This window comes from Pandoraea commovens (assembly GCF_902459615.1).
Lineage (GTDB): Bacteria > Pseudomonadota > Gammaproteobacteria > Burkholderiales > Burkholderiaceae > Pandoraea > Pandoraea commovens.
The window spans coordinates 296,414-322,535 of the sequence record NZ_CABPSA010000005.1; the positions used below are offsets into that span (position 1 = coordinate 296,414).

The following is a 26,122-nucleotide window of genomic DNA, read 5'->3' on the forward strand; positions in this document are numbered from 1 at the left end:
AGTTGAGGCACTGAATCATGGATATCAAGCAAATGCGGTACTTCCTCGCGGTGGCGCAGGAGGGCCATTTCGGACGCGCTGCCGAACGGCTGAACATGGCGCAGCCACCGCTCACCCGTCATATCCACGCACTGGAGGCGCAACTCGGCACGGCGCTCTTCGTGCGCACGCCCAAAGGCGCGACGCTGACCGCCGCCGGGCAGACGCTGCTCGCCGAGGTGCCGAACATCCTCTCGCTCACGCGCCGCGCAGAAGAGCAAACCCGGCTCGCGGGCGATGGGTATATCGGGCGGCTCGACGTCGGCATCTTCAGTTCCGGCATTCTCAATGTGATTCCGCGACTGCTCGCAGACTTCCACACTGAGCGCCCCGAAGTGAAAATCGGCCTGCACAACCTGTCGAAGACGGAACAGATTGCGGCGCTGCGTGAGCGGCGCATCGCCATCGGCTTCAACCGTCTGATTCCGGACGAACCGGATCTGGTCGTCGACTGGATTCACCGCGAGCCGTTTCTCGTCGCACTGTACGAAGGGCACCCGCTGTGCAAGCGCGCATCGCTCACGCTCGCCGATCTCGATAACGAGCGGATGATTCTCTACCCGAACGCACCGGTGCCCGGACTCGCAGAAGAAGTGGCCGCCGCGTTTCGCGCCGAGGGCGTGACGCTGCGCGTAGAGCAGGAGGTGGAGGATGTGGTGACGTCGATTGCACTCGTGGCGAGTCGCTTTGGCGTGTGCGTCACGACCGAGTCGGCCGCGAATCTGCGATTGCCCGGCGTGGTGTATCGGCCGTTGAAGTCGCAGCGGCTGCGCTCCATCGAACTGAACTGCATGTACCGGCGCGATGACGATTCGCCGATTCTCGCCGCGTTTCTCGCGCTGATCCGCGCATCGCGCACCCGGCGTCACCCGCTGCCGATGTAAGGCTGGCGTCTATCCATAGATATATGCGCACGGATACGGCTGAATGCAAAGCGCCGACGATTGGATTTCAATACCCACCGGATTGTATCCAAAATGTCCTGATGCCTATTTCGTCGCATCCATTCAACATGGCCCTCATTTACCGATTCACGTGACATTTGCGGATTTTCCAATCTGCGTAGTACTACGGAGAATCGCTGTGACGACTCTTATTTTTTTCTTATGACCCTTTTGAAACCCTTTATCCATGCGGGTTTTCGGGGGACTCAGGATACCTGTTTCTATTAAAGAGCGTATTACGCTACTATGGCGCATCGTTCAGGCCGCCAGCGGTTTGAAGGATCCAATACCGACCAGGTTTAGCAGTCGATTAAGGCTACCGCACCACGAGGTAGTCAAAAAATACAAATCAAGGAGATGTCCACAATGCAGTTTCGTCACAAATCCCTGTTCGTTGCCGCTGCTCTCGCCCTCCTCGGAACGGCTGCCAATGCAGAGACCGTCAAGATCGCCATCGCCGGTCCGTTCAGCGGCTCGGTTGCTCAGTACGGCGACATGGTCAAGGCCGGTGCGCTAACCGCGATTGAAGAAGTCAACGCAGCTGGCGGCGCGAACGGCAACAAGCTCGAAGCCGTGTTCATGGATGACGCATGCGAGCCGAAGCAGGCTGTCGCCGTCGCCAACAAGATCGTTAGCCAGAAGATCAAGTATGTGATCGGCCATGTGTGCTCGGGCTCGACGATCCCGGCATCGGACATCTACGAAAACGAAGGCGTCGTGATGATCACGCCGTCGGCCACGGCACCGCAACTGACCGAAGGCAAGAAGCGCCACTTCATCTTCCGTACGATCGGTCGTGACGACCAGCAAGGTCCGGCAGCTGCTCAGTACATCATCAACAAGGTCAAGCCGAAGAAGGTTGCCGTGCTGCACGACAAGCAGTCGTACGGTCAGGGTATCGCCACCTCGGTGAAGAAGGACCTCGACGCCGCCAAGGTGCCGGTCGTGCTGTTCGAAGGCATCAACGCTGGTGACTCGGACTACTCGGCTGTCATCACCAAGCTCAAGGCGCAAGGCGTGGACTTCGTCTACTTCGGCGGCTACCACCCGGAAATGGGTCTGCTGCTGCGTCAGGCACGTGAGCAAGGCGTGAAGGCCACGTTCATGGGACCGGAAGGCGTGGGCAACAAGGACGTGACGGCTATCGCCGGCCCGGCTTCGGAAGGCATGCTCGTGACGCTGCCGGCCGACTTCGCTGCCGACCCGGCCAACGCCAAGCTGGTGAAGGCCTTCGCCGACGCCAAGCGCGATCCGAACGGTCCGTTCCAGATGCCGGCCTACACGGGCGTGCAACTGATCGCCAAGAGCATCGCTGGCGCGAAGAGCACCGACTCGGAAAAGGTGGCGAAGTACCTGCACGCCAACACGTTCGACACGCCGATCGGCAAGGTGGCGTATGACGCCGCCGGCGATCTGAAGTCGTTCAAGTTCGTGGTCTTCACCTGGCACAAGGACGCCACCAAGACCGCAGCCAACTGATTCCCTGACGCTTTACTGGCCAGCGAATCACCCCCAGCCGCCCGCCGACCCCGGCGGGCGGCTCGCATTCGCGCTCGGCCCCCGCTAGTCGCGAGGCTTCCCGCATGAACGAATTTTTCCCACAGCTTGCCCAGCAACTGGTCAATGGCCTGACGCTGGGCGCGATCTACGCGCTGATTGCCATTGGCTACACAATGGTCTACGGCATTATCGGCATGATCAACTTTGCCCACGGCGAGATCTACATGATCGGCGCCTATGTCGGGCTTGTCACACTGACTGCAATCGGAACGGCGGCGGGCTACCCCTTGCCGCTCGTGCTGGGCGCAGCGCTGCTGGTATCGGTGCTGGTCACGGGCCTTTACGGCTTCGCGATCGAGCGGGTGGCGTATCGCCCGCTACGCGGCGGACCTCGTCTCGGACCGCTGATCTCCGCGATCGGTATGTCCATCTTCCTGCAGAACTACGTGCAGATCGGTCAGGGTGCACGCGATGTTTCCGTGCCGATGCTGATCTCCGGCGCCATCGATATTCCGATGGGCGACTTCACCGTGACGATTCCCTACGCTCGCATGCTGATCGTGGGTGTGACGGTGGCACTGATGATTCTGCTCACGCTGTTCATCGCCAACTCGCGCATGGGCCGCGCCTGCCGTGCCTGCGCCGAGGACATGCGCATGGCCAACCTGCTCGGCATCGATACGAATCGCGTGATCTCGTTCACGTTCATTCTCGGTGCCATGCTCGCGGCCGTGGGTGGCGTGCTGATCGGCCTGACCATCGGCAAGCTCAATCCGTACATCGGCTTCATCGCTGGCATCAAGGCCTTCACGGCAGCGGTGCTGGGCGGTATCGGCAGCATTCCCGGCGCCATGCTGGGCGGCGTGCTGCTGGGCCTGGCGGAGACGCTCGCCTCGGGCTACATGCCCTCCGAGTACAAGGACATCGTGGCGTTCTGCCTGCTGGTGCTGGTGCTGCTGTTCCGCCCGACCGGCCTGCTGGGCAAGCCTGACGTCGAGAAAGTCTGAGGTCGACCATGACACAACAACTCACCATGAAGTCCGGCGCCGCCCACCGCGCGCCGGCAGGAGAGACGCTCAAGGGTGCGGTCATCGCCGCAATCGTGACGATCATCCTCACGGCCCCCATCCTGGGCCTGCAACTGAAGCTCGACGGCTACAAGGTCGTGCTCGAACAGCATTGGCGTCCGGTCTGGATCGCGACCGCCATCGTGTTCGTGTTCCAACTGATCAAGCCGTTCCTGTTGCGCACCAAGCGCGCGGTGAAACTGCCGACGATGCCCACGATGGGACGTCGTCAGCAACTGACCGCCATGTGGGTGCTGCTCGCCGTCGGTCTCGTGTGGCCGTTCGTCGGCTCGCGCGGCGCAGTGGACGTGGCCACGCTCGCACTCATCTACTGCGTGCTGGGTCTCGGCCTGAACATCGTCGTGGGCTTCGCCGGTCTGCTCGATCTGGGCTATGTCGGCTTCTATGCCGTCGGCGGTTATACGTACGCGTTGCTCAATCAGTACTTCGGTCTGACCTTCTGGGAATGCCTGCCGCTCGCCGCGCTGATGTCGGCGACGTTCGGCTTCCTGCTGGGCTTCCCGGTGCTGCGTCTGCGCGGTGACTATCTCGCCATCGTGACGTTGGGCTTCGGCGAAATCATTCGCTTGCTGCTCAACAACCTGACGAGCCTGACGGGCGGTCCGGACGGCGTGTCCGGCATTCCGAAGCCCAGCGTGTTCGGCTTCGAGATGGCGCGCTCGTCGAGTGTGGAAGGCGCGAAGACATTCCATGAACTGATCGGGCTGGATTACAGCGGCGGTCATATGGTGATCTGGCTGTATCTGCTCGCGTTCGCGCTGGTCGGATTCACGCTGTTCGTCACGAGCCGTCTGATTCGCATGCCGATCGGTCGCGCATGGGAAGCCCTGCGCGAAGATGAAATCGCCTGCCGCTCGCTCGGTCTGAACCCCACGCGCATCAAGCTCTCGGCATTCACGCTGGGCGCCTCGTTCGCGGGTCTGGCCGGGGCGTTCTTCGCCGCGCGTCAGGGTCTGGTCACGCCGGAGTCGTTCACGTTCATCGAATCGGCGCTGATTCTCGCCGTGGTGGTGCTCGGCGGCATGGGCTCGCAGATCGGTGTGATTCTCGCGGCCATCCTGCTGACGATTCTGCCGGAAGTGGCACGCGACTTTGCCGAGTACCGCATGCTGATCTTCGGTCTGGTGATGGTGCTGATGATGATGTGGCGTCCGCAAGGTCTGCTGCCCGCCACCCGCCCGCATGTGGAGTTGCCGCAATGAGTGCAGAACTGTTGAAACTCTCCGGCCTTCAGATGCGCTTCGGCGGTCTGCTGGCTGTCGACGGCGTCGAGTTCGACGTCCGCAAGAACGAAGTCTTCGCGATCATCGGTCCGAACGGCGCAGGCAAGACGACCGTCTTCAATTGCGTGGGCGGCTTCTACCGTCCGACGGGCGGATCTATCGTGCTCGACGGCAACGACATCACCGGCTTGCCGAGCCATATGGTGGCGCGTCGCGGTCTGGTGCGCACGTTCCAGAACATCCGTCTGTTCCGTCAGTTGACGGTGGTGGAGAACCTGCTCGTCGCGCAGCACATGACCGTGCACACCGGCTTTCTGCAAGGGCTGCTCTCGACGGGCGCGTTTCGTCGCTCGGAGCGCACGGCGCTTGAGCGCGCGAAGATGTGGCTCGATCGTCTTGGCCTCACGCCGGTCGCCAACCGCGAAGCTGGCACGCTGTCGTACGGCCACCAGCGCCGCCTCGAGATCGCGCGATGCATGATCACCGAGCCGCGTCTGCTGATGCTCGACGAACCGGCTGCCGGTCTGAACCCGCAGGAGAAGGTCGAGTTGCAGCAACTCGTGGACAACCTGCGTAACGAGTTCGGCATTTCGGTGCTGCTCATCGAGCACGACATGAGTCTTGTGATGGGCGTCTCCGACCGGATTCTCGTGATGGAACACGGCAAGCCGATCATGACCGGCAAGCCCGACGAGGTGCGCAACGACCCGCGCGTCATCAAGGCCTACCTCGGGGAGGAATAATGCTCAAGCTGGAACAGATCCACACCCATTACGGGGCCGTCGAGGCGCTCTCGGGCGTGTCCATCGAAGTGAACAAGGGCGAGATCGTCACGCTCATCGGCAGCAACGGCGCAGGCAAGACCACGCTGATGATGACCGTGTGTGGCACGCCCCGCGCGTCGAGCGGCCGCGTCATGTTCGAGGGCAACGACATTACCAACCGTCCGACGCACGAGATCATGCGCATGGGCATGGCGATTTCGCCGGAGGGCCGTCGCGTGTTTCCGAGCCTGACCGTCATCGAGAACCTGAAGATGGGCGGCTTCTTCGCGTCCAAAGACGAAATCGATGCTGGCATGGATCACGTCTTCAAGCTGTTTCCCCGGCTCGCACAACGTGGCAAACAGCGTGCAGGCACGATGTCCGGCGGCGAACAGCAGATGCTCGCCATCGGGCGCGCGTTGATGAGCCGTCCGCGTCTGTTGTTGCTCGATGAACCGACACTCGGTCTCGCACCGCTCGTGATCGCGCAGATCTTCGACATCATTCGTGCGATTCGCGAAGAAGGCGTGACGGTGTTTCTGGTGGAGCAAAACGCGAACAAGGCGCTGCATGTGGCCGACCGCGGTTATGTGCTCGAAACCGGGCGCGTCGTGCTCGCCGATTCGGCCGACAACCTGCTCGCCAACGACGACATCAAGCGCGCTTATCTGGGTGCTTAAGTCGGTGGTCACGAGGCCATCGATCAGGCCGATGTGACGGGCAACAGAAAAGGGGATGTGCTTTCGGGCACATCCCCTTTTTCATACGTCTGCGAAAGATGACTTCAGCCGGGTTACTTCATCAGATCGACCAGTTGATCCAACGCCTTGCCCCAACCGTCGTGGAAGCCCATGGCTTCGTGCTGCGCGCGCGTGGCTTCGTCGCCGTGCATGGCGATCGCCGTGTAGCGCGTGCCCTTGCCATGCGTCTCCATCAGCACGGCGGCGGTGAACTGAAAGCCACCGTGTTCGGCTACCGGCGCGGGCGCGGGACGGAAACCGGGCAGCACCGCGTTCGTCCACACGAGTCGCGAATTCTCGACCACTTCCAGATAGCAACCGACGTTCGGAAACTGCTGCCCTTCCGGTGAACGCATGACGGTGTGAAACAGACCGCCCGGACGCAGATCGATTTCGCACTCGACCGTTTGCCAGGGCGCAGGCGTGAACCATTTCTTGAGATGCTCCGGCTGCGTCCACGCGGCCCAGACGCGCTCGCACGGGACGTCGACATAGCGCTCCAGCACCAGGTCCAGCTTCGGGTCCACCGAGAACAGGTTGGGTTGACTCATCTTCACGTCTCCTTCATCTGCAAAAGATAGTTATCGAGTTGGTCGAGGCGACGCGTCCATTTGTCGCGCTGCAACTGGAGCCAATCCTGTGCGCCCGCCAGCGTTTCAGTCTCCAGCGCGTAGGTCCGCACACGCCCTGCTTTGCGCGAGACGACCAGGCCGCTCTCCTCCAGCACGCTCAAATGCTGCGAGAAGGACGGCAACGCCATCGAAAACGGACGCGCCAGTTCACTCACGGACGCCGGGCCCAACGTCAGGCGCTCGACGACCGCACGACGTGTGGGATCGGATAACGCCTGAAAGATTCGATCGAGAGGGATGGATTGGTTAGCCATGCGCCTAACTATAGTCACAGCAATTACTTAGGTCAAGACCTTTGTATTGACGTCTTTCCGTTGTCCGATGCGCTAGATCGGACGCAGCCGCGCACCGGCTTGGCGTAGAATAGAGCCTTTCCAAATTGAGCCCCGCGTTGCCGCTATGCCGTTGGCCACTACAGAAGAAATCATTGCCGAGCTCAAGGCCGGCCGCATGGTTGTCCTCGTTGACGAGGAAGATCGTGAAAACGAAGGCGACCTGGTCATGGCAGCCGAATTCGCAACGCCCGAAGCCATCAACTTCATGGCGAAGTACGGTCGTGGCCTGATTTGCCTCACACTCACGCAAGCGCGTTGCAAGCAGCTCAACCTGCCGCTGATGACGTATCGCAACGGCACGCAGTACGGCACGGCGTTCACGCTGTCGATCGAAGCGGCCGAAGGCGTGACCACGGGCATCTCCGCCGCTGACCGCGCCCATACGGTGAAGACGGCGATTTCGCGCGACGCCCGTCCCGAAGATATCGTCCAGCCGGGTCACGTGTTCCCGATCATGGCGCAGCCCGGTGGCGTGCTGGTGCGCGCCGGTCACACCGAAGCCGGTTGTGACCTGACGGCGATGGCCGGTCTTACGCCTGCGGCCGTCATCTGCGAGATCATGAACGACGACGGCACGATGGCGCGTCTGCCGCAGTTGCTGGAGTTCGCCGAGCAGCACAACATCAAGATCGGCACCATCGTCGATCTCATCCACTATCGCAGCCGTACCGAATCGATGATTGAGACGGTGTCGTCGCGCGAGATGCAAACGGCATGGGGCCCCTTCCAGGCCACGCTCTATCGCGACAAGCCGAGCGGCAATCCGCATCTGGCGCTGGTGCGCGGTGTGCCTTCGCCCGACGAAGAGACGCTGGTGCGCGTGCACGAGCCGCTGTCGGTGATGGACCTGCTGGAGACCGGCGTGTCGACCCACTCGTGGACGCTGGCCGGTGCGATGAAGGCGATTGCCGAAGAGGGCAAAGGCGTGGTCGTGCTGCTGAACTGCGTCGAGACGCCCGAGCATCTCTTCAACCAGTTCGAAGCGCTCGACGAAACCGAGAAGGCGGCACGCGCGAAGCGCCGCCCGGTGGACTTCCGTACGCACGGCGTTGGCGCGCAGATCCTGCGTGAGCTGGGTGTCGGTAAAATGCGAGTCCTGTCGAGCCCGCGCAAGATTCCCAACATGGCAGGTTATGGCCTTGAGGTCACCGGTTTCCAACCGATGCCCGGCGCCGCGACTGCCTGAGTTACCTTGTATCGGCGTCCCGTCTGTGACGGGGCGTCATCTTGCCGAGCATTGCCTGTCTCGGGCATGCCGGCATCACGTTGGCAGCACCGCCTGGACGGTACTTTTTTGAGGAAGCCCATTATGGAAATCGGACAATACCAGCCGGAACTCGACGGTGAAGGCCTGCGCGTGGGCATCGTGCAATCACGATTCAATGACGCGGTCTGCACCGCACTGCGCACGGCAGCCGTGGCCGAACTCGACCGCCTGGGCGTCGACGGCGAAGACGTGCTGCTCGTGACGGTGCCCGGTGCACTGGAAATTCCGCTGGCATTGCAGAAGATGGCCGAAAGCGGCCAGTTCGACGCGCTCATCGCGCTCGGCGCGGTGATCCGCGGCGAGACGTATCACTTTGAGCTGGTGTCGAACGAAAGCGGCGCCGGCATTACGCGCATCGGTCTCGATTTCGGTATTCCCATCGCCAACGCGGTGCTGACGACCGAAAACGACGAACAGGCCGAAGTGCGCGCCGCCGAGAAGGGCCGCGATGCGGCTCGCGTGGCGGTGGAAATGGCCAATCTGCTCGAAGCCATCGACATGTTGAGTGGCGACGATGCAGAGGATGAAGACGAAGACGAAGAAGAGGAAGATCGGTAATGAAGAGTGCACGGCGCCGCGCGCGCGAATTTGCGCTGCAAGGAGTGTATCAATGGCTGATTTCGCGCGGCCACGCGAGTGAGATCGATGCTCACCTGCGCTCCACCCCTGGCTACGACAAGGCGGATCAGGCCCTGCTGGAAGCTGTCCTGTACGGCAGCATCCGTGAGGCCGACGCCCTGTCGGAGCAACTCCAGCCGCATCTGGACCGTCCGGCAGCCCAGCTGTCGCCGATCGAACATGCCGCGCTCATCGCGGGTGCGTACGAACTGATTCATCTTCAGGACGTGCCGTACCGTGTGGTGATCAACGAGGCGGTCGAAGTCGTGAAGACGTTCGGCGGCCCGGACGGTCACCGTTTCGTGAATGGCGTGCTCGACAAGTTCGCCGCCGAGGTTCGCCCGGCGGAAGTCGCAGCCAACCGCAACGGCGGTCGCGGCAAGAGCGCCTGACGTTCCAACTTACGTAAGTCCCCCGTCCTCCCCCCGATATGGACCGCATGCCCAACCTCGCCTCCGCGCTGACACTGGCGCAACGTGTCGACGACATCGCCCCTTTTCACGTGATGGAGTTGGCCAAGCAGGCCGCGTTACGCGAGAAGGCGGGGCACCATGTGATCCACATGGGGATCGGGGAGCCGGATTTCACGGCCCCCGAAGCGGTCATCGAGGCCGCGACGAAAGCCATGCGCGACGGTCGGACGCAATACACCAGCGCAATGGGCGTGCCCGCGCTGCGCGAAGCCATCTCCAGCTACTACCGTAGTTTTTACGGGGTGGACGTCGATCCGTCGCGCATCGTCGTGACGGCCGGTGCTTCGGCTGCGCTTGTGCTGGCCTGTGCCGCGCTCGTGGGTGTGGGCGACGAAGTGCTGATGCCGGATCCCTGCTATCCGTGCAACCGTCACTTCGTGTCGACGTTCGACGGCAAGCCGGTGCTGATTCCGTCGGGTCCGGCGGAGCGTTTCCAGCTGACGGCCGAGCGCATCGAATCCCATTGGGGGCCGAAGACGAAGGGCGTACTGCTGGCGTCGCCGTCGAATCCGACGGGCACTTCCATCGAGACCGACGAACTTGCACGCATCGTGAAGACGGTGCGCGCGCGTGGCGGCTTCACGCTCGTCGACGAGATTTATCAGGGGCTGTCTTATGACTGCAAGCCGACGACCGCGCTGAGCTTCGGCGACGACGTGCTGGTCGTGAGCAGCTTCTCGAAGTACTTCAACATGACGGGCTGGCGTCTTGGCTGGCTGGTGGTGCCACCGTCTCTGGTGCCGACGTTCGAGAAGCTTTCGCAGAATCTGTTCATCTGCCCGTCGGCGGTGGCACAGCACGCTGCAACGGCATGTTTTCTCCCCGAAACGCTGGCGATTTACGAAACCCGCAAGGAAGCGTTCCGCCAACGTCGCGATTACGTTGTCCCCGCGCTGGAGCGTCTGGGCTTCAAGGTGCCGGTCATGCCGGATGGTGCGTTCTACGTCTACGCCGACTGCACGGGTGTGCCGCATGCGCACGCTGGTGACAGCGACCGTCTCACGCAAGCGCTGCTCCAGCAGGCCGACGTCGTGCTGGTGCCCGGCCTCGACTTCGGGTTTGCGGAGCCGCGCCAGTACATCCGCTTGTCGTACGCCACGTCGCTCGAACAATTGAGCGAAGCGATGGACCGGATCGGTAAGGTCTTTTCCGCAGGCTGAGCCAGCACACGGTACGCGACGCAAATCCTTGCGTCGCTTCGACCGACTCTTCAACAACGGCTGAAATAACGCCGTCGCACTTCCCCCAATCCCCCACCTCGCGTTCGGCTATTCCCCAGCCATCGCAGAATTGGTTCGCTGCGATTCCCTCCCCTCGCCTGCCGTCTGCCGAAAAATGGCGAATTCGTGCAGCACGATCCCATTCCTTTGGCCGCACGATAAGCCCGCGCGAACTGTGATGCAGAATCGGCCGTCACGTCATCGAATGCGTGTGTGATCCATTCGGAACGTTCTTATGCATCCCTTGGGAGATGAATCATGATTTCGGCTCTGACGTCTTCATCCGCGTATGCCCATCTCGCTGCGTCTTCGCAGCCCGCCCCCAGCATGGCGCCAGAAATAGACGACGAGCCGTTGTCGGCATCGACGATGCCTCCACCACCGGAACTACCTCCCTTTCCGCTGACGTCGACCGTCGATGCGACGCCCGCGGCGGTTCAAGCGCTGTTAGCGAAGTTCGAGGCCAGCAAGTCAGCGTCGGGGAAGCCCGTGGCCATCGTCTCCGGTGGCAGTCTCAGTGGCTACGCGACATCGCTTGCACTCGTCAAACAAGGCTTCAACGTTCTCGTTGTGGAAAAACGAGGCACCTACAGCCGTCAGAATCTGATCAGCCTGAAGCAGGATGCAGTCTTCTCACTGGCACGCCTCGCCCCGGATCGAGGAGTCACCGGCGACATACCGGCAGTCAACGGCATCGTGCGCACGATGTGCAATCACGAGCGGCAGACCTATGCAAGGTTCAAGATCGAGCACGACGGCACAGCGTTTAAGCCGCAACTTCAGCGACAACACGTACTCATGGATTGGATGGCCCCATCGGATGGCCTTCCTGCCAGACTTCCGCAACTGAAACGAGCAATCTGCGGCATCTCCGCTTATCTCGACGTTCACGATCCCCGCTCGAACACTCGCGACATCGCGCAGCATGAACGAGCCGCGACAACCAGCGCATCGCACCTCGACCCGGTATTTCCGGACAGTCCAATCATCGGCTCAATGAGCTTGAACGACTGGCGACTCGGCCCCCCCGAACGGATGTGCGCCGAGACGCTCGTGTTCACGAACTTGATGCATCTCGAGACGAGCCTGAACGATTACTGTGCCACTCAACCGGGCATCGACATCCTCCACGCGGAGGTACATTTGCAGGAAAGCAGCGACGCGCACGATAGCTTCATACCCGTGCTCAAAATTGGCGAGGAATCTATTTGCCCAAACTTCCCTGTCGATTTGATTTGCATCGCCGAAGGCGCGCATAGCGCGAATCGAGCAGTCATCGGTGGCGCAGCCGCTGTGGTCGACCCGGATGAGTGCTGGCACCAAGGCATTTACGTCCAGCCCTCAAGCGGCGCGCCATGTCGGGGCGACTTCATGGTCATCGAAACTCGTCACGCGCCGCACCTCATCACCGTCATTGAATACGCGGAGCGAGCCCATCAATCGTTAGCCAACATATCGATCTGTACGCGCACGGACGATAAACCGAGTGAAGCGACGGTGTGCGCCGAGCTGGAATGCGCGCAGGCCCACATCCTTGCGCGAGGTATCACCACGTTTCGTGTCGGTGAAGCCACACGTCAGTTTGAATCGGGCGAAATCATTGTGAAATTGTCGCGCACGAAAGTCGCCGGAAAGGGGAATGTGGTCATCGTCGGCGATGCCGCCGCCGCCGGATCTCCTGCCGGCGCGACAGGTGCGTCGTTTGCGGTGTCCGCATACCCCGAAGCTGTCGAGCGCCTGGTCGCACATCCGCAATTCAGCGGCTCAAACGGCGTTATCCCGAAAGCGCTTCTAGACACTTACAACAAGGAAACATCCCGCATAGCCGATGTCGCCCATGAAAGACAGAGTGCCCTCATGCGAAGCGCCGGGGCCTATACGCCGGAAACGGGCACAGCACTCGCCCGCCAGATCGCAAAAGCACGCTTCGGGAAACTCGAATGAAGTTTGGAACAGTGGGAGACCTGACGGCTTGCTGAAACCGAGGTCATCTGGAGGGAGTTTTGTTGGCCGTTGCGAAGGCTATCTATATAGATAGCCTCGCAGGCCGATGGATGCGCCGGCCGTGGCGCATCGCGAGGTCGTCGGCTGGTGCCGACCCGGTCAGGCTGCCGTGCTGTCGTCCGCTTCGAGCGGCTTGGCAGCCGCAGCCGCCTTGCCGTTCGAGGTCGACGCTGCCGGCGCGGGGGCCGATTCCGTCGAGTCGACCGACTTGCCGGTCGAAACCGGCTTGGCCACCGGCTTGGCCGAGCTGACGATCACCGGCGCTTGCGGCTCGTTTGGCGAGACCTTGCGTCCCATGGTCACGCCACGAAGACGATCGCGCTCGGCGAGCACCTTGGCGCCGTAGCCACCGTCACCGGCGCTGGTGGATCCGACGTACAGACGCAGACCGCCCGCGAGCGAACCGCCGCGTGCGATGCATTCCTTCAGGATCAGGGCACCGACCTTGATATTGGCCAGCGGGTGCAGCGCAGCTTCCGGACCGCCGAAGTATTCAAGCTTGTCCTGATGCACCTTCGACATGACCTGCATGAGGCCCTGCGCACCGACGGTGCTCTCGGCATACGGGTTGAAACCCGATTCGATGGCCATCACGGCGAGCAGCAACAGCGGATCGAGTCCGACTTCCTTGCCCGTCGAATAAGCCGCGCGCACGAGGTTACCCGTCACGTCGCCCGCCACGCGATAGCGGCGTGCGAGATAGTCGGCAACGGCGATCTGCTCGCGCGTATCGAGGGCCTTGGTGGCGCGCGCATCGGCCGCCACACGCTGGTTCGGAATATACGCGGCGAGGACAGCGGCCGACGGCACGTGCTGCGCCGCTTGCGCCATCATCGTCGAATCCGATGCTGTGCCTTGTGCAACGATGCCGCCGTTGGCGCCCTGGCCGGCCGCGTTGGCCGTACCGGTGGCTGCCTCAAGCAACGGACCCACGCGCGACGCCATATCGGCGCGCCACGTCGGTCGGGCCCACAGCGCCAGCGTGCCAACCACAGCAACCAGACCGACCGCGCTGGACGTATACAGTCCAACACGACCGCCGTGCCAGGCAAGGCGACGCCAATCACGGCGAGCCACGGCTACCGTTGCCGCGCCGCGCGCGCGAAGCGCACCGAACACGGCCAGTAGCCAGGGTGATAAACCAGACTTCTTCATACTACGTACTCCGGTTACGCCGTCACCACGGGGTGGCCCCGGGGCGTAAGGAAGTAAGCCGGTATGCCCGCCAGGCATCCCGTTAAGCGCTTACTTACGGCATATGGAAAGAGGCGGTGCATCGTGTTGTCATGGACGATGCCGCTACCGCCGCAGCGCGCCGACCTGTTCAGGTCTCTGGCGCTTACGAGCTATCGCTCGCGCTGCTTCCTAAAACACTGGTTTCCCGACCTCGGTGAGAAAACCAGCCACTGAAAATCCACGTCGATGTTGTAGTTGTCGCTAAGCTCGAGCGGGTCGGCCTACCCGTCATCGAAGCCGCCTTTCTGGATTCAACGGGCGGATTGTAGCAGTGATATATAAACCGTCAATACTATTAACAGTCAAAATCATTACCAAAAGTAATTTGCAACACCTGTTTTGCCGTGACGTTTTACTGCCTTGGCCGGTAAAATGCCCTGCCCCACCCCGCGTTTACAAGGGTGTCACCCCGACTTTTACGCGATTCAAACGCCCGTTCGATCCGGACGTATGAATTTCGTAAAAATTTTTGGTAACGGTTTGTTTCATGAAATATCTCGATCTTCGTGACTTCACCGCGCAACTGGAGCGATCCGGCCAGCTTCGTCGCGTAGACGTGCCGGTCTCTCCGGTGCTTGAGATGACAGCGCTGGCCGACCGCGTACTCAAAGCCGGCGGCCCGGCCCTGTGGTTCGAGCGGCCGACCGGTCATGACATGCCCGTGCTGGCTAACTTGTTTGGCACCCCTGAACGAGTGGCACTGGGGATGGGTGTCGAGGACGGCGAGAACGCCCTCGGCTCGCTGCGCGATATCGGCCGCCTTCTCTCGACGCTCAAGGAACCCGAGCCGCCGCGCGGGCTGAAGGACGCAGGCAAGTTGCTCAGCATGGCCAAGGCCGTGTGGGACATGGCTCCGAAAGAAGTCGGTAGCCCGGTGTGTCAGGAGATCGTCTGGGAAGGCGACGACGTCGACCTCTCCCGCCTGCCGATCCAGACCTGCTGGCCCGGGGATGCTGCGCCGCTGATTACGTGGGGGCTGGTCATCACCAAGGGCCCGCATCGTAAACGTCAGAACCTCGGCATCTATCGTCAGCAGGTCATCAGCCGCAACGAAGTCATCATGCGCTGGCTCGCACATCGCGGCGGTGCGCTGGATTTCCGCGAGTTCGCGCAGGCGAATCCGGGCAAGCCGTTCCCGATTGCCGTCGCCCTCGGTGCCGACCCGGCGACCATGCTTGGCGCGGTCACGCCCGTCCCCGACACGCTCTCCGAGTATCAGTTTGCTGGTTTGCTGCGCGGCAGCCGCACGGAATTGGCCAAGTGCGTGACGCCCGGACTGGAGTCGCTACGCGTGCCCGCCCGCGCCGAGATCGTGCTGGAAGGCTTTATTTACCCGTCCGAACAACCGCCTGTCGTGCCCGAAGGCGCACCGCCGCCGCCCTCGCGGGGTGCGACCTCCGGTTACGAACACGCGCTCGAAGGCCCCTACGGCGATCACACCGGCTATTACAACGAGCAGGAGTGGTTCCCGGTGTTCAAGATCGAGCGCATTACGATGCGCCGCAACGCCGTCTATCACTCGACCTATACGGGCAAACCGCCCGATGAGCCGGCTGTCCTGGGTGTGGCGTTGAATGAAGTGTTCGTGCCCCTGCTGCAAAAGCAATTTCCGGAAATCACCGACTTCTATCTGCCGCCCGAGGGTTGCAGCTACCGGATGGCCATCGTCCAGATGAAGAAGGCTTATCCGGGGCATGCCAAACGCGTGATGTTCGGCGTGTGGAGCTTCCTGCGCCAGTTCATGTATACGAAGTTCATCGTCGTGGTGGACGAAGACGTCGATATCCGCGACTGGAAGGAGGTCATCTGGGCGATCACGACACGTGTCGACCCGACACGGGACACGACGCTCGTCGACCAGACCCCCATCGACTATCTCGATTTCGCCTCGCCCAAGGCCGGGCTGGGCTCGAAGATGGGGATCGACGCGACCAACAAGTGGCCGGGCGAAACTTCGCGCGAGTGGGGGCGTCCGATCGAAATGACCGCCGACGTCGACGCACGCATGGCTGCTCTATATAAGGATCTCGGCCTGTAAAACGAGCCACTGATCCTGCGTCATACCGAACGCCGGCGGCCATCGGGCTGCCGGCGTTTGTGTTTGCGCGCAATGCACCCTGCGCGTCACGAACCTTCTCCATCAATGGAGTAAGCTGGCACCCGAAAGACAGATAAGCCGTATCCGTTTCCGTCCCCCGGGTCGGCGCGACCTCCCCCCGAGCGCACCGACCGGTCATCGAAAGGAGCTAATCGTGTCCTCATCCCCCACTTCCCGCGCTTCTCACGCCCCCCATGCGTCAGCCAGATCGCATCCCGCGCTGGCCCGCCTCAAAGATCCCGACCTGCTCAAGTCCAACGCCTACATCGACGGCGACTGGACGCAAGCCGACTCCCACGCCACCTTCGCGGTCAGCGATCCGGCCACCGACGCCGAAATCGCGCAAGTCGCCGATCTCGGTGCGAAGGAGACCGAGCGCGCACTCGTCGCCGCCGAAGCCGCGCTGCCCGAGTGGCGCGGCAAGACCGGCAAGGAACGCGCCCGCATCATGCGTCACTGGTTCGATCTCATCATGGCGGCGCAGGACGACCTCGGCGCCATCATGACGGCCGAACAAGGCAAGCCGCTGGCCGAAGCCAAGGGTGAGGTGGCGTATGGCGCGTCGTTCATCGAGTGGTTCGCCGAGGAAGCCAAACGTATTGACGGCGACGTGCTCGCCTCACCCGAAGGCGGCAAGCGCCTGCTGATGCTCAAACAACCCATCGGCGTGTGCGCGTCGATCACGCCGTGGAACTTCCCCATCGCGATGATCACGCGCAAGATCGCGCCAGCCATCGCCGCGGGCTGCACCATCGTGGTCAAACCGGCCCGTCTCACCCCACTGTCTGCGTTGGCTCTGGCCGAACTGGCCAACCGCGCCGGATTGCCCAAGGGCGTGTTCAATGTCGTGACGTCGAAAAACTCGTCGGACGTGGGCAACGTGCTGACGTCCAGCCCGCGCGTGCGCCATCTCTCCTTCACCGGCTCGACGCCGGTCGGTGCGAAGTTGATGGAGCAATGCGCGTCCACCATCAAGAAGGTGGCACTCGAACTCGGCGGCCTCGCGCCGTTTCTGGTGTTCGACGACGCCGACGTCGATGCCGCCGTCGAAGGCTGCATCGCATCCAAATTCCGCAATGCAGGACAAACGTGCGTCTGCGCCAACCGCATCTACGCACAAGACGGGATCTACGACGCCTTCGTCGAAAAGCTCACCGCTGCGGTGAGCCGCCTGCGCGTGGGCAATGGCTTCGAGCCGGGCGTGGCGATCGGCCCGCTCATTGAGGATGCCGCCATCGCCAAGGTCGAGCGTCATGTCGAGGACGCTGTGGCCAAGGGCGGACGCGTCACCGTCGGCGGCAAGGTGCTGCACGGCCGGTTCTTCGAGCCGACCGTCGTGGCCGATGCCAGCGCCGATATGCTCGTGGCACAGGAGGAGACGTTCGGCCCGGTCGCGCCCGTCTTCCGCTTCAAGGACGAGGCCGACGGCATCCGGCTGGCCAACGCATCGGACTTCGGACTGGCGTCGTATTTCTTCGCGCGCGACGTAGGCCGCGTATGGCGCGTGGCCGAGGGCATCGAGGCTGGCATGGTCGGCATCAACACCGGCCTCATCTCGAACGAAGTCGCACCGTTTGGTGGGGTCAAGCAGTCCGGACTGGGCCGTGAAGGGTCGAAATACGGCATCGACGAGTACCTTGAGATGAAGTATCTCTGTCTCGCCGGGATGTGAAATTCATCTGACCCTTTAACAATTTGTAATAGTTGCTTTCCCACGGCGTGAGCCGCGCCGTGACTGGGTTGCGCGCATTTCGACCTAACGTCGCCGAACCGGACGCCATCGTGGAAACGTTACAAAGTCCCACAGAGGCGGCCCGGCTCGGGTAGAATCGCGCTTTTTTTCGCGAACCGCGACTCCGACCCCAATTCGGTCGTCTCATACGCCAATTGCGGCACCCCCGTTGGAATCCGGTGCAGTCTCGCGAAGCCGATCAACAGAAGTCGCGTCCGTCAGCGCCTCCCCCTGCGCCGTCATGCTCCTCGTGATGGCGACGGCCTGACGACCGTGTCCGCCCTCGCGCAATGCATCCCCCGCTCCTTGCGGGCGTCTGCGTTGTACCCCCCGGGCGTGGAGAAGACATCTATGGATAACAACCAATCGCTCATGCGCAACATCGGGCCGTTCGCCCTGATGTTGACCGGTCTCGGCTCGATCATCGGCTCCGGCTGGCTATTCGGTGCCTGGAAAGCCGCCAAGATTGCCGGACCGGCGGCCCTACTCGCCTGGCTTATCGGCGCTATCGTCATTCTCGCCATTGCCCTGACGTACGCCGAACTCGGCGCGATGTTCCCCGAATCGGGCGGCATGGTGCGCTACTCCCGGTACTCGCATGGCAGTCTCGTCGGCTTTATCGCCGCGTGGGCCAACTGGATCGCCATCGTGTCGGTGATTCCGATCGAAGCCGAAGCGTCGATCCAGTACATGAGCACGTGGCCGTACGACTGGGCGCACGCCTTGTTCGTGGACGGCACGCTCACCACGAGCGGGCTGGCGCTATCCGCGTTGCTCGTGATCGTCTACTTCATGCTGAACTACTGGGGCGTGAAGCTGTTCGCACGCGCCAACACGGCGATCACGCTCTTCAAGTTCGCAATTCCCGCGCTGACCATCGCCGGTCTGATGATTGCTGGCTTCCATCCCGGCAACTTCAACATCGCCGAGCATGGCGGCTTCGCGCCGAACGGTATGTCGGCAGTGCTGACCGCCGTCGCCACGTCCGGCATCGTGTTCGCGTTCAATGGCTTCCAAAGTCCCGTGAACCTCGCGGGCGAAGCGCGCGATCCGGGCCGCAGCATTCCGTTTGCGGTCGTCGGCTCGATCCTGCTCGCGACCGTCATCTATCTGTTGCTGCAAGTCGCGTACATCGGCGCGCTCTCGCCGGAGCAACTCGCGGGCGGCTGGCACATGGTGAGCTTCAGCTCGCCGTTTGCCGAACTGGCGATTGCGCTGGGCTTGAACTGGCTGGCGATCGTGCTGTACTTCGACGCGTTCCTGAGCCCGAGCGGCACGGGCACGACGTACATGGCCACCACGAGCCGCATGATTTACGCGATGGAACGCAACCGCACGTTGCCCGCTATCTTCGGTCGTGTGCACCCGTTGTACGGTGTGCCGCGTCAGGCGATGTGGTTCAACCTCGCGATCTCGTTCATCTTCATGTTCTTCTTCCGCGGCTGGGATTCGCTGGCCGCCGTGATCTCGGTGGCGACCGTGATTTCGTACCTCACCGGCCCGATCAGCGTGATGTCTCTGCGTCGTTCGGCACCGGAGATGCATCGTCCGCTGCGCCTGCCGGGCCTGTCGCTGATCGCGCCGTTCGCGTTCGTCTGCGCCTCGCTGATCCTGTACTGGGCCCGCTGGCCGCTGACCGGCCAGATCATCGTGCTGGTGGTCGTGGCGCTGCCGGTGTACTTCTACTATCAGGCAAAGGACAACTGGCAAGGCTTCGGACGCGACCTCAAGGCCTCGTGGTGGCTGATCGGTTATCTGCCGTGCATGGCGCTTTGCTCGTACATCGGCAGCAAGGAATTCGGCGGCCTCGGTCTGCTGCCTTACGGCTGGGACATGGTCATCGTGGCGGTGCTGTCGCTCGCGTTCTATCACTGGGGCGTGAAGGCTGGCTGGCGCACGCCGTACCTGTCGGAAGAGCGTGAAAACGACGCCGCCAGCATGGAAGGCATGCCCGCGCTGTCGCACTAAGTTCTAGAGTGCTTCAAACGAAAAGCCCGCCAATCGGCGGGCTTTTTTATATTGTGACGAAGCGCCGCCAACCGGCTTACCGATGCGCCCGACGGCGTTCGATGAACAGACTGTTGCCGAGCGCGCGCTTGGCCATCTTCTTGGCATCGGCAGCAGCAGCCGAGACTTCCACGTGTGACGGAAAGCTCTCCGGCGTAACCGCGACCACGCCAATCGACAGACTCGTGATCGGATGGAAGATGACCATGCCGCGACGATCCTCCGCCTCGAACCCGCCAGCCGCGATCTGATCCGGGTGGAAGTACTCCGTCACCGCTTCACCGAAACGCGTGAGCGCTTCGCGGCAACGGGCCTCCCAATCGGGGCTGCGAAACAGAATCAGGAAGTCGTCGCCGCCAATGTGTCCGAGGAAATCGCGCTCGGGATTGCGCACCGCCATCAACACGCGCGCGACCAGTTGAATCAGGTCGTCGCCGCGACGATAGCCAAACACGTCGTTAAACGGTTTGAAGTTGTCCAGATCGACGTAACAGGCGTGGAACGATTGACGCTCCCCGATCATGCGATCCATGTAGTCGTCGATAGGCACGTTGCCCGGCAGTAGCGTCAGCGGGTTGGCATAGCGCGCCGCATCCAGTTGCATATCGGTGATGTGCCGCATCAGCGCGTGCCCCTGCGCCACACCGAAATATCGCCCCTGATCCGTGACGATGAAACCGGCCGCGATCTGACGGCTCGCCCCTTCGGCAATCATCCGGCTCAGATCCTCGACGCGCGCCGCCTTATCGAACGTGAGCGGTCGCGGCTCCATCACGGCCGAGCACGGCTTGCGTCCGTACAACTCGCGCGTGAACGGTCGTGCAAAGCGCCCGATCAGCGACGCCCGTCCAATCAGCCCGACGGCGCGCTCGCGCTCCACCACCGGCAGCACTTCCAGCGCAGGATCGCTCTCGAAGCGCGCCACAACATCCTCGCTGCGCGTGTCCGGCGAGACGGGAGCCACGTACGATGCAATGCGCTCCAGCGTCACATTCCCCGCCCCCAACTGACTCGGTTGCTGATGGACGTAAGCACGACGCTCGTTCACCACTTCCTGCACGTTCGCCGTGATGGCGCGCTGCGGCTGCGCTTCGGGTCGCGCGATGAAATACCCCTGCCCAAGAAAGATGCCCAGATCGCGCACGACCTGAAGTTCCTCGGCATGCTCGATGCCTTCTGCAATGACGCGTGTGCCGCTCGTCTCCGCAATCTGGCGCATCGAGCGCACAAACTGAAGTTTGACGGTGTCGGCATCGATGCCGTCGACGAAATGCCGGTCGATCTTGACGTAATCGGGTCTCAGTTCCGACCACAAGCGCAGGCTCGCATAGCCCTCGCCCATGTCGTCGAGCGCCACTTCGAAGCCTAGCGCACGGTAGGCGGCAAGCGACGCGCGCGTGCTCGCCAGGTCCAGCGTGGGTGCGTGTTCGGTAAGCTCCAGCACGACGCGCTCCGGCGCGAGCCGAAACGACTGAAGCATGGCGAACGTCTCGTCCAGACCGAGCGATTCGCTCACGCCACCGCCGGGGTGCGCACGCGTGACCGGACCGATGTTCAGGAACAGACGTTCAGGCAGGTCCTGCTCCACAAACCCGCGCAGCACAGTACGTCGACAGGCGAGTTCGAGCGGCCCGCTCACGCCGTGACGCCGCGCCGCAGCGAACAGCGCCATCGGCGAATGAATCGATGTGCCCGCAGGCCCACGCACCAAACCTTCATAACCCGCGACTTCGGACGTGCGGAAATCGACAATGGGCTGGAACACGCAGGTCAGGCCGATGCCTTCGCACAACTCGGCGAGCAGCGACGCTTCGTCGGGCTCGACGTAGGGAGTGGAAGCGGAGGGCAAGGTAGAGAGAGCGGAAGCTGGCTGCGCATCGCGCGCTGTCGCGGGAGCGCCAAAGCGATCCTGCGGACGTATCCCGGCAACTGCGGCAGGCGGGAGAGGGTTCAACTGAGACTCCGTAAGTCGGTGCGGCGCGCCGGCATCATGCAAACAGCTGTACGTTATGCGGGCATGTGTCGGGCACACTCCTACGCACCGGGGGCATCTTTGCTTCGATGTGCCCCGATGAAGTCTCACCCGTTCCCCGTGTTTCACGTGCGGTCGCTGCTCTTTGGCCCATATCCGCGTCTTGTGACGGTGCCCGTGGGCACCCTCTTTTACTCGGCACTCAGGCTATCGCCGTTATTTGACAAAACCGTGACAGCATCGGAATTGCAACAAATGTCGACGCAGCGCCCGCCCCCGTCTCCCGCTACGCGGGAATCCGTAGCCTGATGGAGAGATTCGCGTCGCACAAGGACGAAAAAAAAACGGCAACGCCGCGAAGCGTTGCCGTCTTTCGTCAGGCGCATCCGAGCGGTGCGCCGTCGAGCCATCCCGAAACTTACCAGGCCGTCACGACCGAGCCACCGAACTTCTGCTCGATGAACGCCTTCACTTCCGGCGAGTGGTAAGCCTTGATCAGCTTGGCGACCCACGGCTTGTTCTTGTCGGCCGAACGGATGACCAGCACGTTGGCGTACGGACCGTTCGCGTCTTCGATGGCGATCGAATCCTTCTTCGGGTTCAGACCGGCTTCCATCGCGAAGTTGGTATTGATGACGGCCACGGCCACGTCGTCGAGCGAGCGCGGCAGTTGGGCGGCGTCCAGTTCCACGAACTTCAGCTTCTTCGGGTTTTCAGCCACGTCGATCGGCGTTGCCTTCAGACCGGCGTCGGCGCGCAGCTTGATCAGGCCCTGCTTTTGCAGCAACAGCAGCGCACGGCCGCCGTTGGTCGGATCGTTCGGCAGCGAAACCTTGTCGCCCGTCTTCAGATCGGCCAGCGACTTGATCTTCTTCGAGTAGATGCCCATCGGGAAGATCACCGTCTTGGCGATCGATTCGAGCTTGTAGCCACGGTCCTTCACTTGCGCGTCGAGGTACGGCTGGTGCTGGTAGCTGTTCACGTCCAGATCGCCCGACGACAGAGCGGCGTTCGGCTGCACGTAATCGCTGAACTCGATGACCTTGAGGTTAAGGCCGTCCTTGGCTGCGACCTTCTTCACTTCGTCGAAGATCTGGGCGTGCGGGCCGCCCGTCACGCCGACCTTCAGGTTGATGGCGTCAGCGGCAACTGCAGGTGCTGCAAATTGCGTGGCGAAAACCGTGGCGGCGCCAACACCGGCCAGCAGCTTGAAAATCGTACGACGTTGCATGAAAAACCTCGCGTGTGTGAGTGAAGTGCCGGTTCGACCGGCAACCGTTGTTATGTGGGATTTACTTGTGGCTCAGACGCCGCACCAGCCAGTCGCCGAACGTCTGCACCAATTGCACGAAAACGATCAGGATCAGCACCACGGTGATCATGACTTCCGGCAGAAAGCGCTGATAGCCGTAACGGATGCCGAGGTCGCCCAGGCCGCCGCCGCCAATCGCACCGGCCATGGCCGAGTAACCGACCAGGCTCACGAACGTGATCGTCAGACCGGCGACGATGCCGGGCAACGCCTCGGGCAGCAGCACCTTCATGACGATCTGACCGGTCGTCGCGCCCATCGACTGGGCAGCCTCGATCAGGCCACGGTCCACTTCACGCAGCGCGGTTTCCACCAGACGCGCCACGAACGGCGCAGCAGCGATGGTGAGCGGGACCACGGCGGCCATCGTACCGATGGACGAGCCGACGATCAGTCGCGTGAACGGAATCACCGCGACGAGCAGAATGATGAACGGCGTCGAGCGCACAGCGTTGACGAGAATGCCGACGATCCGGTTGGTCGGCAGGTTCTGCAACACGCCGTTGCGGTCCGTCAGGTACAGCAGCACGCCGAGCGGCACGCCCACGACCGCGCCGATGAGGCCGGAGATGCCGACCATGATCAGCGTCTCCCAGAACGACGAGACGAACAGATCGAACATTTCACTCCACATGGCTCAGCTCCTCAACGACAACGCCTTGACTGGCGAGGAACGCCATGGCTTCGGCCACGCGGGCCGGGGTGCCGCCCGCCATCACGGCGAGCGATCCGAACGCCTGCCCCTGGATCTCGTCGATCTGGCCATGCAGGATGTTGAAATCGAGTTCGTAGCGGCGAATGGCCTCGGAGAGTAGCGGCTGGTCCACGCCCGCCCCGGAGAAGGCCAGACGATACAGATGGTCGTGGCCATTGCCGATGCGCGACGCCACACGCTGGCGCACGCCTTCGGGCAGTTCCTGCGCAATCACGTCGCCGATCAGCGCACGGGTGACTTCGTGGCGCGGACGCAGGAACACGTCGATCACGGCGCCCTGCTCGACCACGCGGCCAGCATCGAGCACGGCCACACGGTCGCAGACCTGCTTGATCACTTCCATCTGGTGCGTGATGAGCACCACCGTCAGGCCGAGTTCACGGTTGATGCGCTTGAGCAGTTCGAGAATCGAGCGGGTCGTTTCGGGGTCGAGCGCCGAGGTGGCTTCGTCCGAGAGCAGCACTTGCGGCTCGCTCGCGAGCGCACGGGCGATGCCCACGCGCTGCTTCTGACCGCCGGAAATCTGCGACGGATAACGATCCTTCTGCGCGGTGAGGCCCACGAGTTCGAGCAGCGGCAGCACCTTCGCGCGAATGTCTGCGGCCGACATGCCCGCGAGTTCCAGCGGCAGCGCCACGTTCTGGTAGACGGTGCGCGAGCTGAGCAGGTTGAAGTGCTGGAAGATCATGCCGATGCGACGGCGCGCCTGACGCAGTTCGTCGGACGACAGCGAGGTCAGATCCTGACCGTCGACCCGCACCGAGCCGTCGCTGGGACGGTTAAGCAGATTGATGACACGCACGAGCGTGCTCTTACCGGCGCCGCTTCGGCCGATGATGCCGAAAACTTCGCCGCGCTCGATCGACAGGCTGATATTGGAAAGCGCGTCGATCGGCCCCTTGGGTCCAGCGAAGCGCTGGGTAATGTTCTGGAGTTCGATCATGCAAAAAAATAGCAGCCCCACTGCCGAAACTTCCCGAACAGTGCCGCCGCCAAGACTCTATTTAGCGCAAAGGCAATATTCTAGCCCATGCGCCTAAATAGTTGAAAATAATAAAATTTGATCTCTTTATACTGAATTTCGCAGATAGAGAGGGCAGGCCTCAGGCCCGCCGCTCGTTGGCAAAATCGTCGAGCACTCTGATGACTTCGTCGAACTCCAGCGACTTGTCGAAAAAGTGCCGCACGCCCAGTTGCTGACAGCGCTTGCGGTAGGTCGCGAGCGCATAGTTGGTCAGCACGATCGCCATCAACTTTTCCAGCATGCCTCTGCTGTGCAGGTACGACAGCACGTCCATGCCGGAGCCGCGCCGCAACTGGATATCGACGATGACCGCGTCGAAGGAATCGTTTTCAAGGGTACGGACCGCGTCGTCGGCCGTCTCCGCCACGCCTGTCACTTCCAGCATCCCGCTCGATCCGAGCGCTTCGGACAGACTCTCGCGTATCACCGCCGAATCTTCGATCAGCAGCACCTTGAGGGGCGCTCGCGTCCCTGTAAGCGTTGCTGCGTTCCCAGTTGACATGAAAGCCTCTCTCAACTGATCAGGCCGTTCTTGAGCGCATAAAGCGTCAGGTCGGCATTGGTTTTCAAATGCATCTTTTCCAGCACACGTGCGCGATAAGTGCTGACGGTCTTCACCGACAGATGCAATTCGTCGGCGATCTCGGTCGGCGTGCGTCCCTGTGCCAGCTTGCAGAACACCTGGAATTCGCGCTCCGAGAGCTGTTCGTGCATGGGTTCGTCGACCGGCTTGTCGAGCTTTTGCGCCAGCAGATCCGCCGTCACTTCGCTCACATAGCGATGACCACGCGCTACCGTCCGGATCGCCCGAATGATCTCCTCGGGCGCGGCATCCTTCATCAGATAGCCGTCGGCACCGGCGCGCAGCAGATTGACTGCATATTGCGCTTCGGGATACGTGGACAGGAACAGCACACCCTGCTCGGGTCGCAATTGCTTGATCACGCGCAGGGTGTCGATGCCGTTCTTGTCAGGCATGGCGATATCCAACAGCACGACATCGAATTCGGTTTCGCGCACGGCACGAATCACCTCGTCCCCGCTCGCGGCCTCGCCCAGCACCTCCATGTCCGACTCGTCGGCAATGAATTGCTTGAAGCCGGTACGAACGATCGCGTGGTCGTCGGCAATGAGGATTTTTATTGTGAGTGACATCTAAGCTCCAGAGACTGTCCCCGT

The 26,122-nt window shown here is 62.1% G+C and carries 23 protein-coding genes; 14 read left to right on the forward strand and 9 right to left on the reverse strand.

Annotated features, from left to right (window positions below; genetic code table 11):
- Positions 1 to 17 precede the first annotated feature (17 nt).
- The 6 genes from PCO31010_RS16570 to PCO31010_RS16595 all read left to right on the forward strand — a co-directional run bounded on the left by PCO31010_RS16570 (position 18) and on the right by PCO31010_RS16595 (position 6,238).
- Entirely contained in the window at positions 18 to 923 is a 906-nt protein-coding gene (locus PCO31010_RS16570; RefSeq protein WP_150577625.1) for a LysR family transcriptional regulator, read from the forward strand.
- 426 nt (positions 924 to 1,349) lie between these two features.
- Positions 1,350 to 2,462: a branched-chain amino acid ABC transporter substrate-binding protein gene (locus tag PCO31010_RS16575; protein ID WP_095178473.1), complete on the forward strand. Its 1,113-nt coding sequence runs from the start codon at positions 1,350 to 1,352 to the stop codon at positions 2,460 to 2,462.
- A gap of 104 nt (positions 2,463 to 2,566) precedes the next feature.
- Positions 2,567 to 3,490: a high-affinity branched-chain amino acid ABC transporter permease LivH gene (gene livH, locus PCO31010_RS16580; protein ID WP_044454576.1), complete on the forward strand. Its 924-nt coding sequence runs from the start codon at positions 2,567 to 2,569 to the stop codon at positions 3,488 to 3,490.
- 8 nt (positions 3,491 to 3,498) lie between these two features.
- Positions 3,499 to 4,773 carry a high-affinity branched-chain amino acid ABC transporter permease LivM gene (locus PCO31010_RS16585; RefSeq protein WP_150665211.1) on the forward strand — a complete coding sequence of 425 codons (1,275 nt, stop codon included), beginning with the start codon at positions 3,499 to 3,501 and terminating at the stop codon, positions 4,771 to 4,773.
- Positions 4,770 to 5,537 carry a high-affinity branched-chain amino acid ABC transporter ATP-binding protein LivG gene (gene livG, locus PCO31010_RS16590; RefSeq protein WP_150577623.1) on the forward strand — a complete coding sequence of 256 codons (768 nt, stop codon included), beginning with the start codon at positions 4,770 to 4,772 and terminating at the stop codon, positions 5,535 to 5,537. Before PCO31010_RS16585 ends, livG begins: the two co-directional genes overlap by 4 nt.
- Positions 5,537 to 6,238 (forward strand): ABC transporter ATP-binding protein, encoded by a 702-nt coding sequence (locus tag PCO31010_RS16595; protein ID WP_039400315.1) that lies wholly within the window; start codon positions 5,537 to 5,539, stop codon positions 6,236 to 6,238. The genes livG and PCO31010_RS16595 overlap by 1 nt, the downstream gene beginning before the upstream one ends.
- A gap of 113 nt (positions 6,239 to 6,351) precedes the next feature.
- On the opposite strand, the gene PCO31010_RS16600 is transcribed toward PCO31010_RS16595, so the two are convergent.
- Both PCO31010_RS16600 and PCO31010_RS16605 read right to left on the reverse strand, forming a co-directional pair.
- On the reverse strand, positions 6,352 to 6,849 hold the full coding sequence (locus tag PCO31010_RS16600; protein WP_150665212.1) for an SRPBCC family protein: 498 nt from the start codon (positions 6,847 to 6,849) through the stop codon (positions 6,352 to 6,354).
- Between the two features lie 2 nt (positions 6,850 to 6,851).
- Positions 6,852 to 7,184 (reverse strand): ArsR/SmtB family transcription factor, encoded by a 333-nt coding sequence (locus PCO31010_RS16605; protein WP_150665213.1) that lies wholly within the window; start codon positions 7,182 to 7,184, stop codon positions 6,852 to 6,854.
- Positions 7,185 to 7,329: 145 nt separating this feature from the next.
- On the opposite strand from PCO31010_RS16605, the gene ribBA reads away from it, so the two are divergent.
- The 5 genes from ribBA to PCO31010_RS16630 all read left to right on the forward strand — a co-directional run bounded on the left by ribBA (position 7,330) and on the right by PCO31010_RS16630 (position 12,787).
- Entirely contained in the window at positions 7,330 to 8,451 is a 1,122-nt protein-coding gene (gene ribBA / locus PCO31010_RS16610) for a bifunctional 3,4-dihydroxy-2-butanone-4-phosphate synthase/GTP cyclohydrolase II (RefSeq protein ID WP_150665214.1), read from the forward strand.
- A gap of 123 nt (positions 8,452 to 8,574) precedes the next feature.
- A complete protein-coding gene (gene ribH, locus PCO31010_RS16615) occupies positions 8,575 to 9,090 on the forward strand; it encodes a 6,7-dimethyl-8-ribityllumazine synthase (protein ID WP_150665215.1) in 516 nt (171 codons plus the stop codon).
- The gene (gene nusB / locus PCO31010_RS16620; RefSeq protein WP_039400328.1) at positions 9,090 to 9,542 is read left to right on the forward strand and encodes a transcription antitermination factor NusB; all 453 of its coding nucleotides are present in this window, start codon (positions 9,090 to 9,092) and stop codon (positions 9,540 to 9,542) included. Before ribH ends, nusB begins: the two co-directional genes overlap by 1 nt.
- Positions 9,543 to 9,580: 38 nt before the next feature.
- Positions 9,581 to 10,783: a pyridoxal phosphate-dependent aminotransferase gene (locus PCO31010_RS16625; protein WP_174984836.1), complete on the forward strand. Its 1,203-nt coding sequence runs from the start codon at positions 9,581 to 9,583 to the stop codon at positions 10,781 to 10,783.
- Positions 10,784 to 11,101: 318 nt separating this feature from the next.
- Positions 11,102 to 12,787, forward strand: coding sequence for a hypothetical protein (locus PCO31010_RS16630; protein WP_150665217.1), 1,686 nt, complete (start codon positions 11,102 to 11,104; stop codon positions 12,785 to 12,787).
- A 159-nt stretch (positions 12,788 to 12,946) separates the two neighbouring features.
- Here PCO31010_RS16630 and PCO31010_RS16635 read toward each other — a convergent pair whose 3' ends face one another.
- The gene (locus PCO31010_RS16635) at positions 12,947 to 14,002 is read right to left on the reverse strand and encodes a lytic transglycosylase domain-containing protein (protein WP_150665218.1); all 1,056 of its coding nucleotides are present in this window, start codon (positions 14,000 to 14,002) and stop codon (positions 12,947 to 12,949) included.
- Between the two features lie 568 nt (positions 14,003 to 14,570).
- Here PCO31010_RS16635 and PCO31010_RS16640 point away from each other — a divergent pair.
- The 3 genes from PCO31010_RS16640 to PCO31010_RS16650 all read left to right on the forward strand — a co-directional run bounded on the left by PCO31010_RS16640 (position 14,571) and on the right by PCO31010_RS16650 (position 19,881).
- Positions 14,571 to 16,121 carry a UbiD family decarboxylase gene (locus PCO31010_RS16640; protein ID WP_150665219.1) on the forward strand — a complete coding sequence of 517 codons (1,551 nt, stop codon included), beginning with the start codon at positions 14,571 to 14,573 and terminating at the stop codon, positions 16,119 to 16,121.
- A gap of 280 nt (positions 16,122 to 16,401) precedes the next feature.
- Positions 16,402 to 17,853 (forward strand): NAD-dependent succinate-semialdehyde dehydrogenase, encoded by a 1,452-nt coding sequence (locus tag PCO31010_RS16645; protein WP_246184653.1) that lies wholly within the window; start codon positions 16,402 to 16,404, stop codon positions 17,851 to 17,853.
- Between the two features lie 411 nt (positions 17,854 to 18,264).
- Entirely contained in the window at positions 18,265 to 19,881 is a 1,617-nt protein-coding gene (locus tag PCO31010_RS16650; RefSeq protein ID WP_150665221.1) for an APC family permease, read from the forward strand.
- Between the two features lie 76 nt (positions 19,882 to 19,957).
- Here PCO31010_RS16650 and PCO31010_RS16655 read toward each other — a convergent pair whose 3' ends face one another.
- The 6 genes from PCO31010_RS16655 to PCO31010_RS16680 form a co-directional block, all read right to left on the reverse strand.
- Complete coding sequence (locus PCO31010_RS16655; protein ID WP_246184638.1) at positions 19,958 to 21,874, reverse strand: GGDEF domain-containing protein; 1,917 nt, start codon at positions 21,872 to 21,874, stop codon at positions 19,958 to 19,960.
- A 436-nt stretch (positions 21,875 to 22,310) separates the two neighbouring features.
- Positions 22,311 to 23,123, reverse strand: a complete 813-nt coding sequence (locus PCO31010_RS16660; protein WP_046291043.1) for a MetQ/NlpA family ABC transporter substrate-binding protein — start codon at positions 23,121 to 23,123, stop codon at positions 22,311 to 22,313.
- A 61-nt stretch (positions 23,124 to 23,184) separates the two neighbouring features.
- Positions 23,185 to 23,838 carry a methionine ABC transporter permease gene (locus PCO31010_RS16665; protein WP_039400341.1) on the reverse strand — a complete coding sequence of 218 codons (654 nt, stop codon included), beginning with the start codon at positions 23,836 to 23,838 and terminating at the stop codon, positions 23,185 to 23,187.
- Positions 23,828 to 24,862 (reverse strand): methionine ABC transporter ATP-binding protein, encoded by a 1,035-nt coding sequence (locus tag PCO31010_RS16670; RefSeq protein WP_150665222.1) that lies wholly within the window; start codon positions 24,860 to 24,862, stop codon positions 23,828 to 23,830. The genes PCO31010_RS16665 and PCO31010_RS16670 overlap by 11 nt, the downstream gene beginning before the upstream one ends.
- Before the next feature lie 160 nt (positions 24,863 to 25,022).
- Complete coding sequence (locus PCO31010_RS16675; RefSeq protein WP_150665223.1) at positions 25,023 to 25,445, reverse strand: response regulator; 423 nt, start codon at positions 25,443 to 25,445, stop codon at positions 25,023 to 25,025.
- An 11-nt stretch (positions 25,446 to 25,456) separates the two neighbouring features.
- On the reverse strand, positions 25,457 to 26,098 hold the full coding sequence (locus PCO31010_RS16680) for a response regulator (protein WP_039400349.1): 642 nt from the start codon (positions 26,096 to 26,098) through the stop codon (positions 25,457 to 25,459).
- Between the last annotated feature and the right edge of the window lie 24 nt (positions 26,099 to 26,122).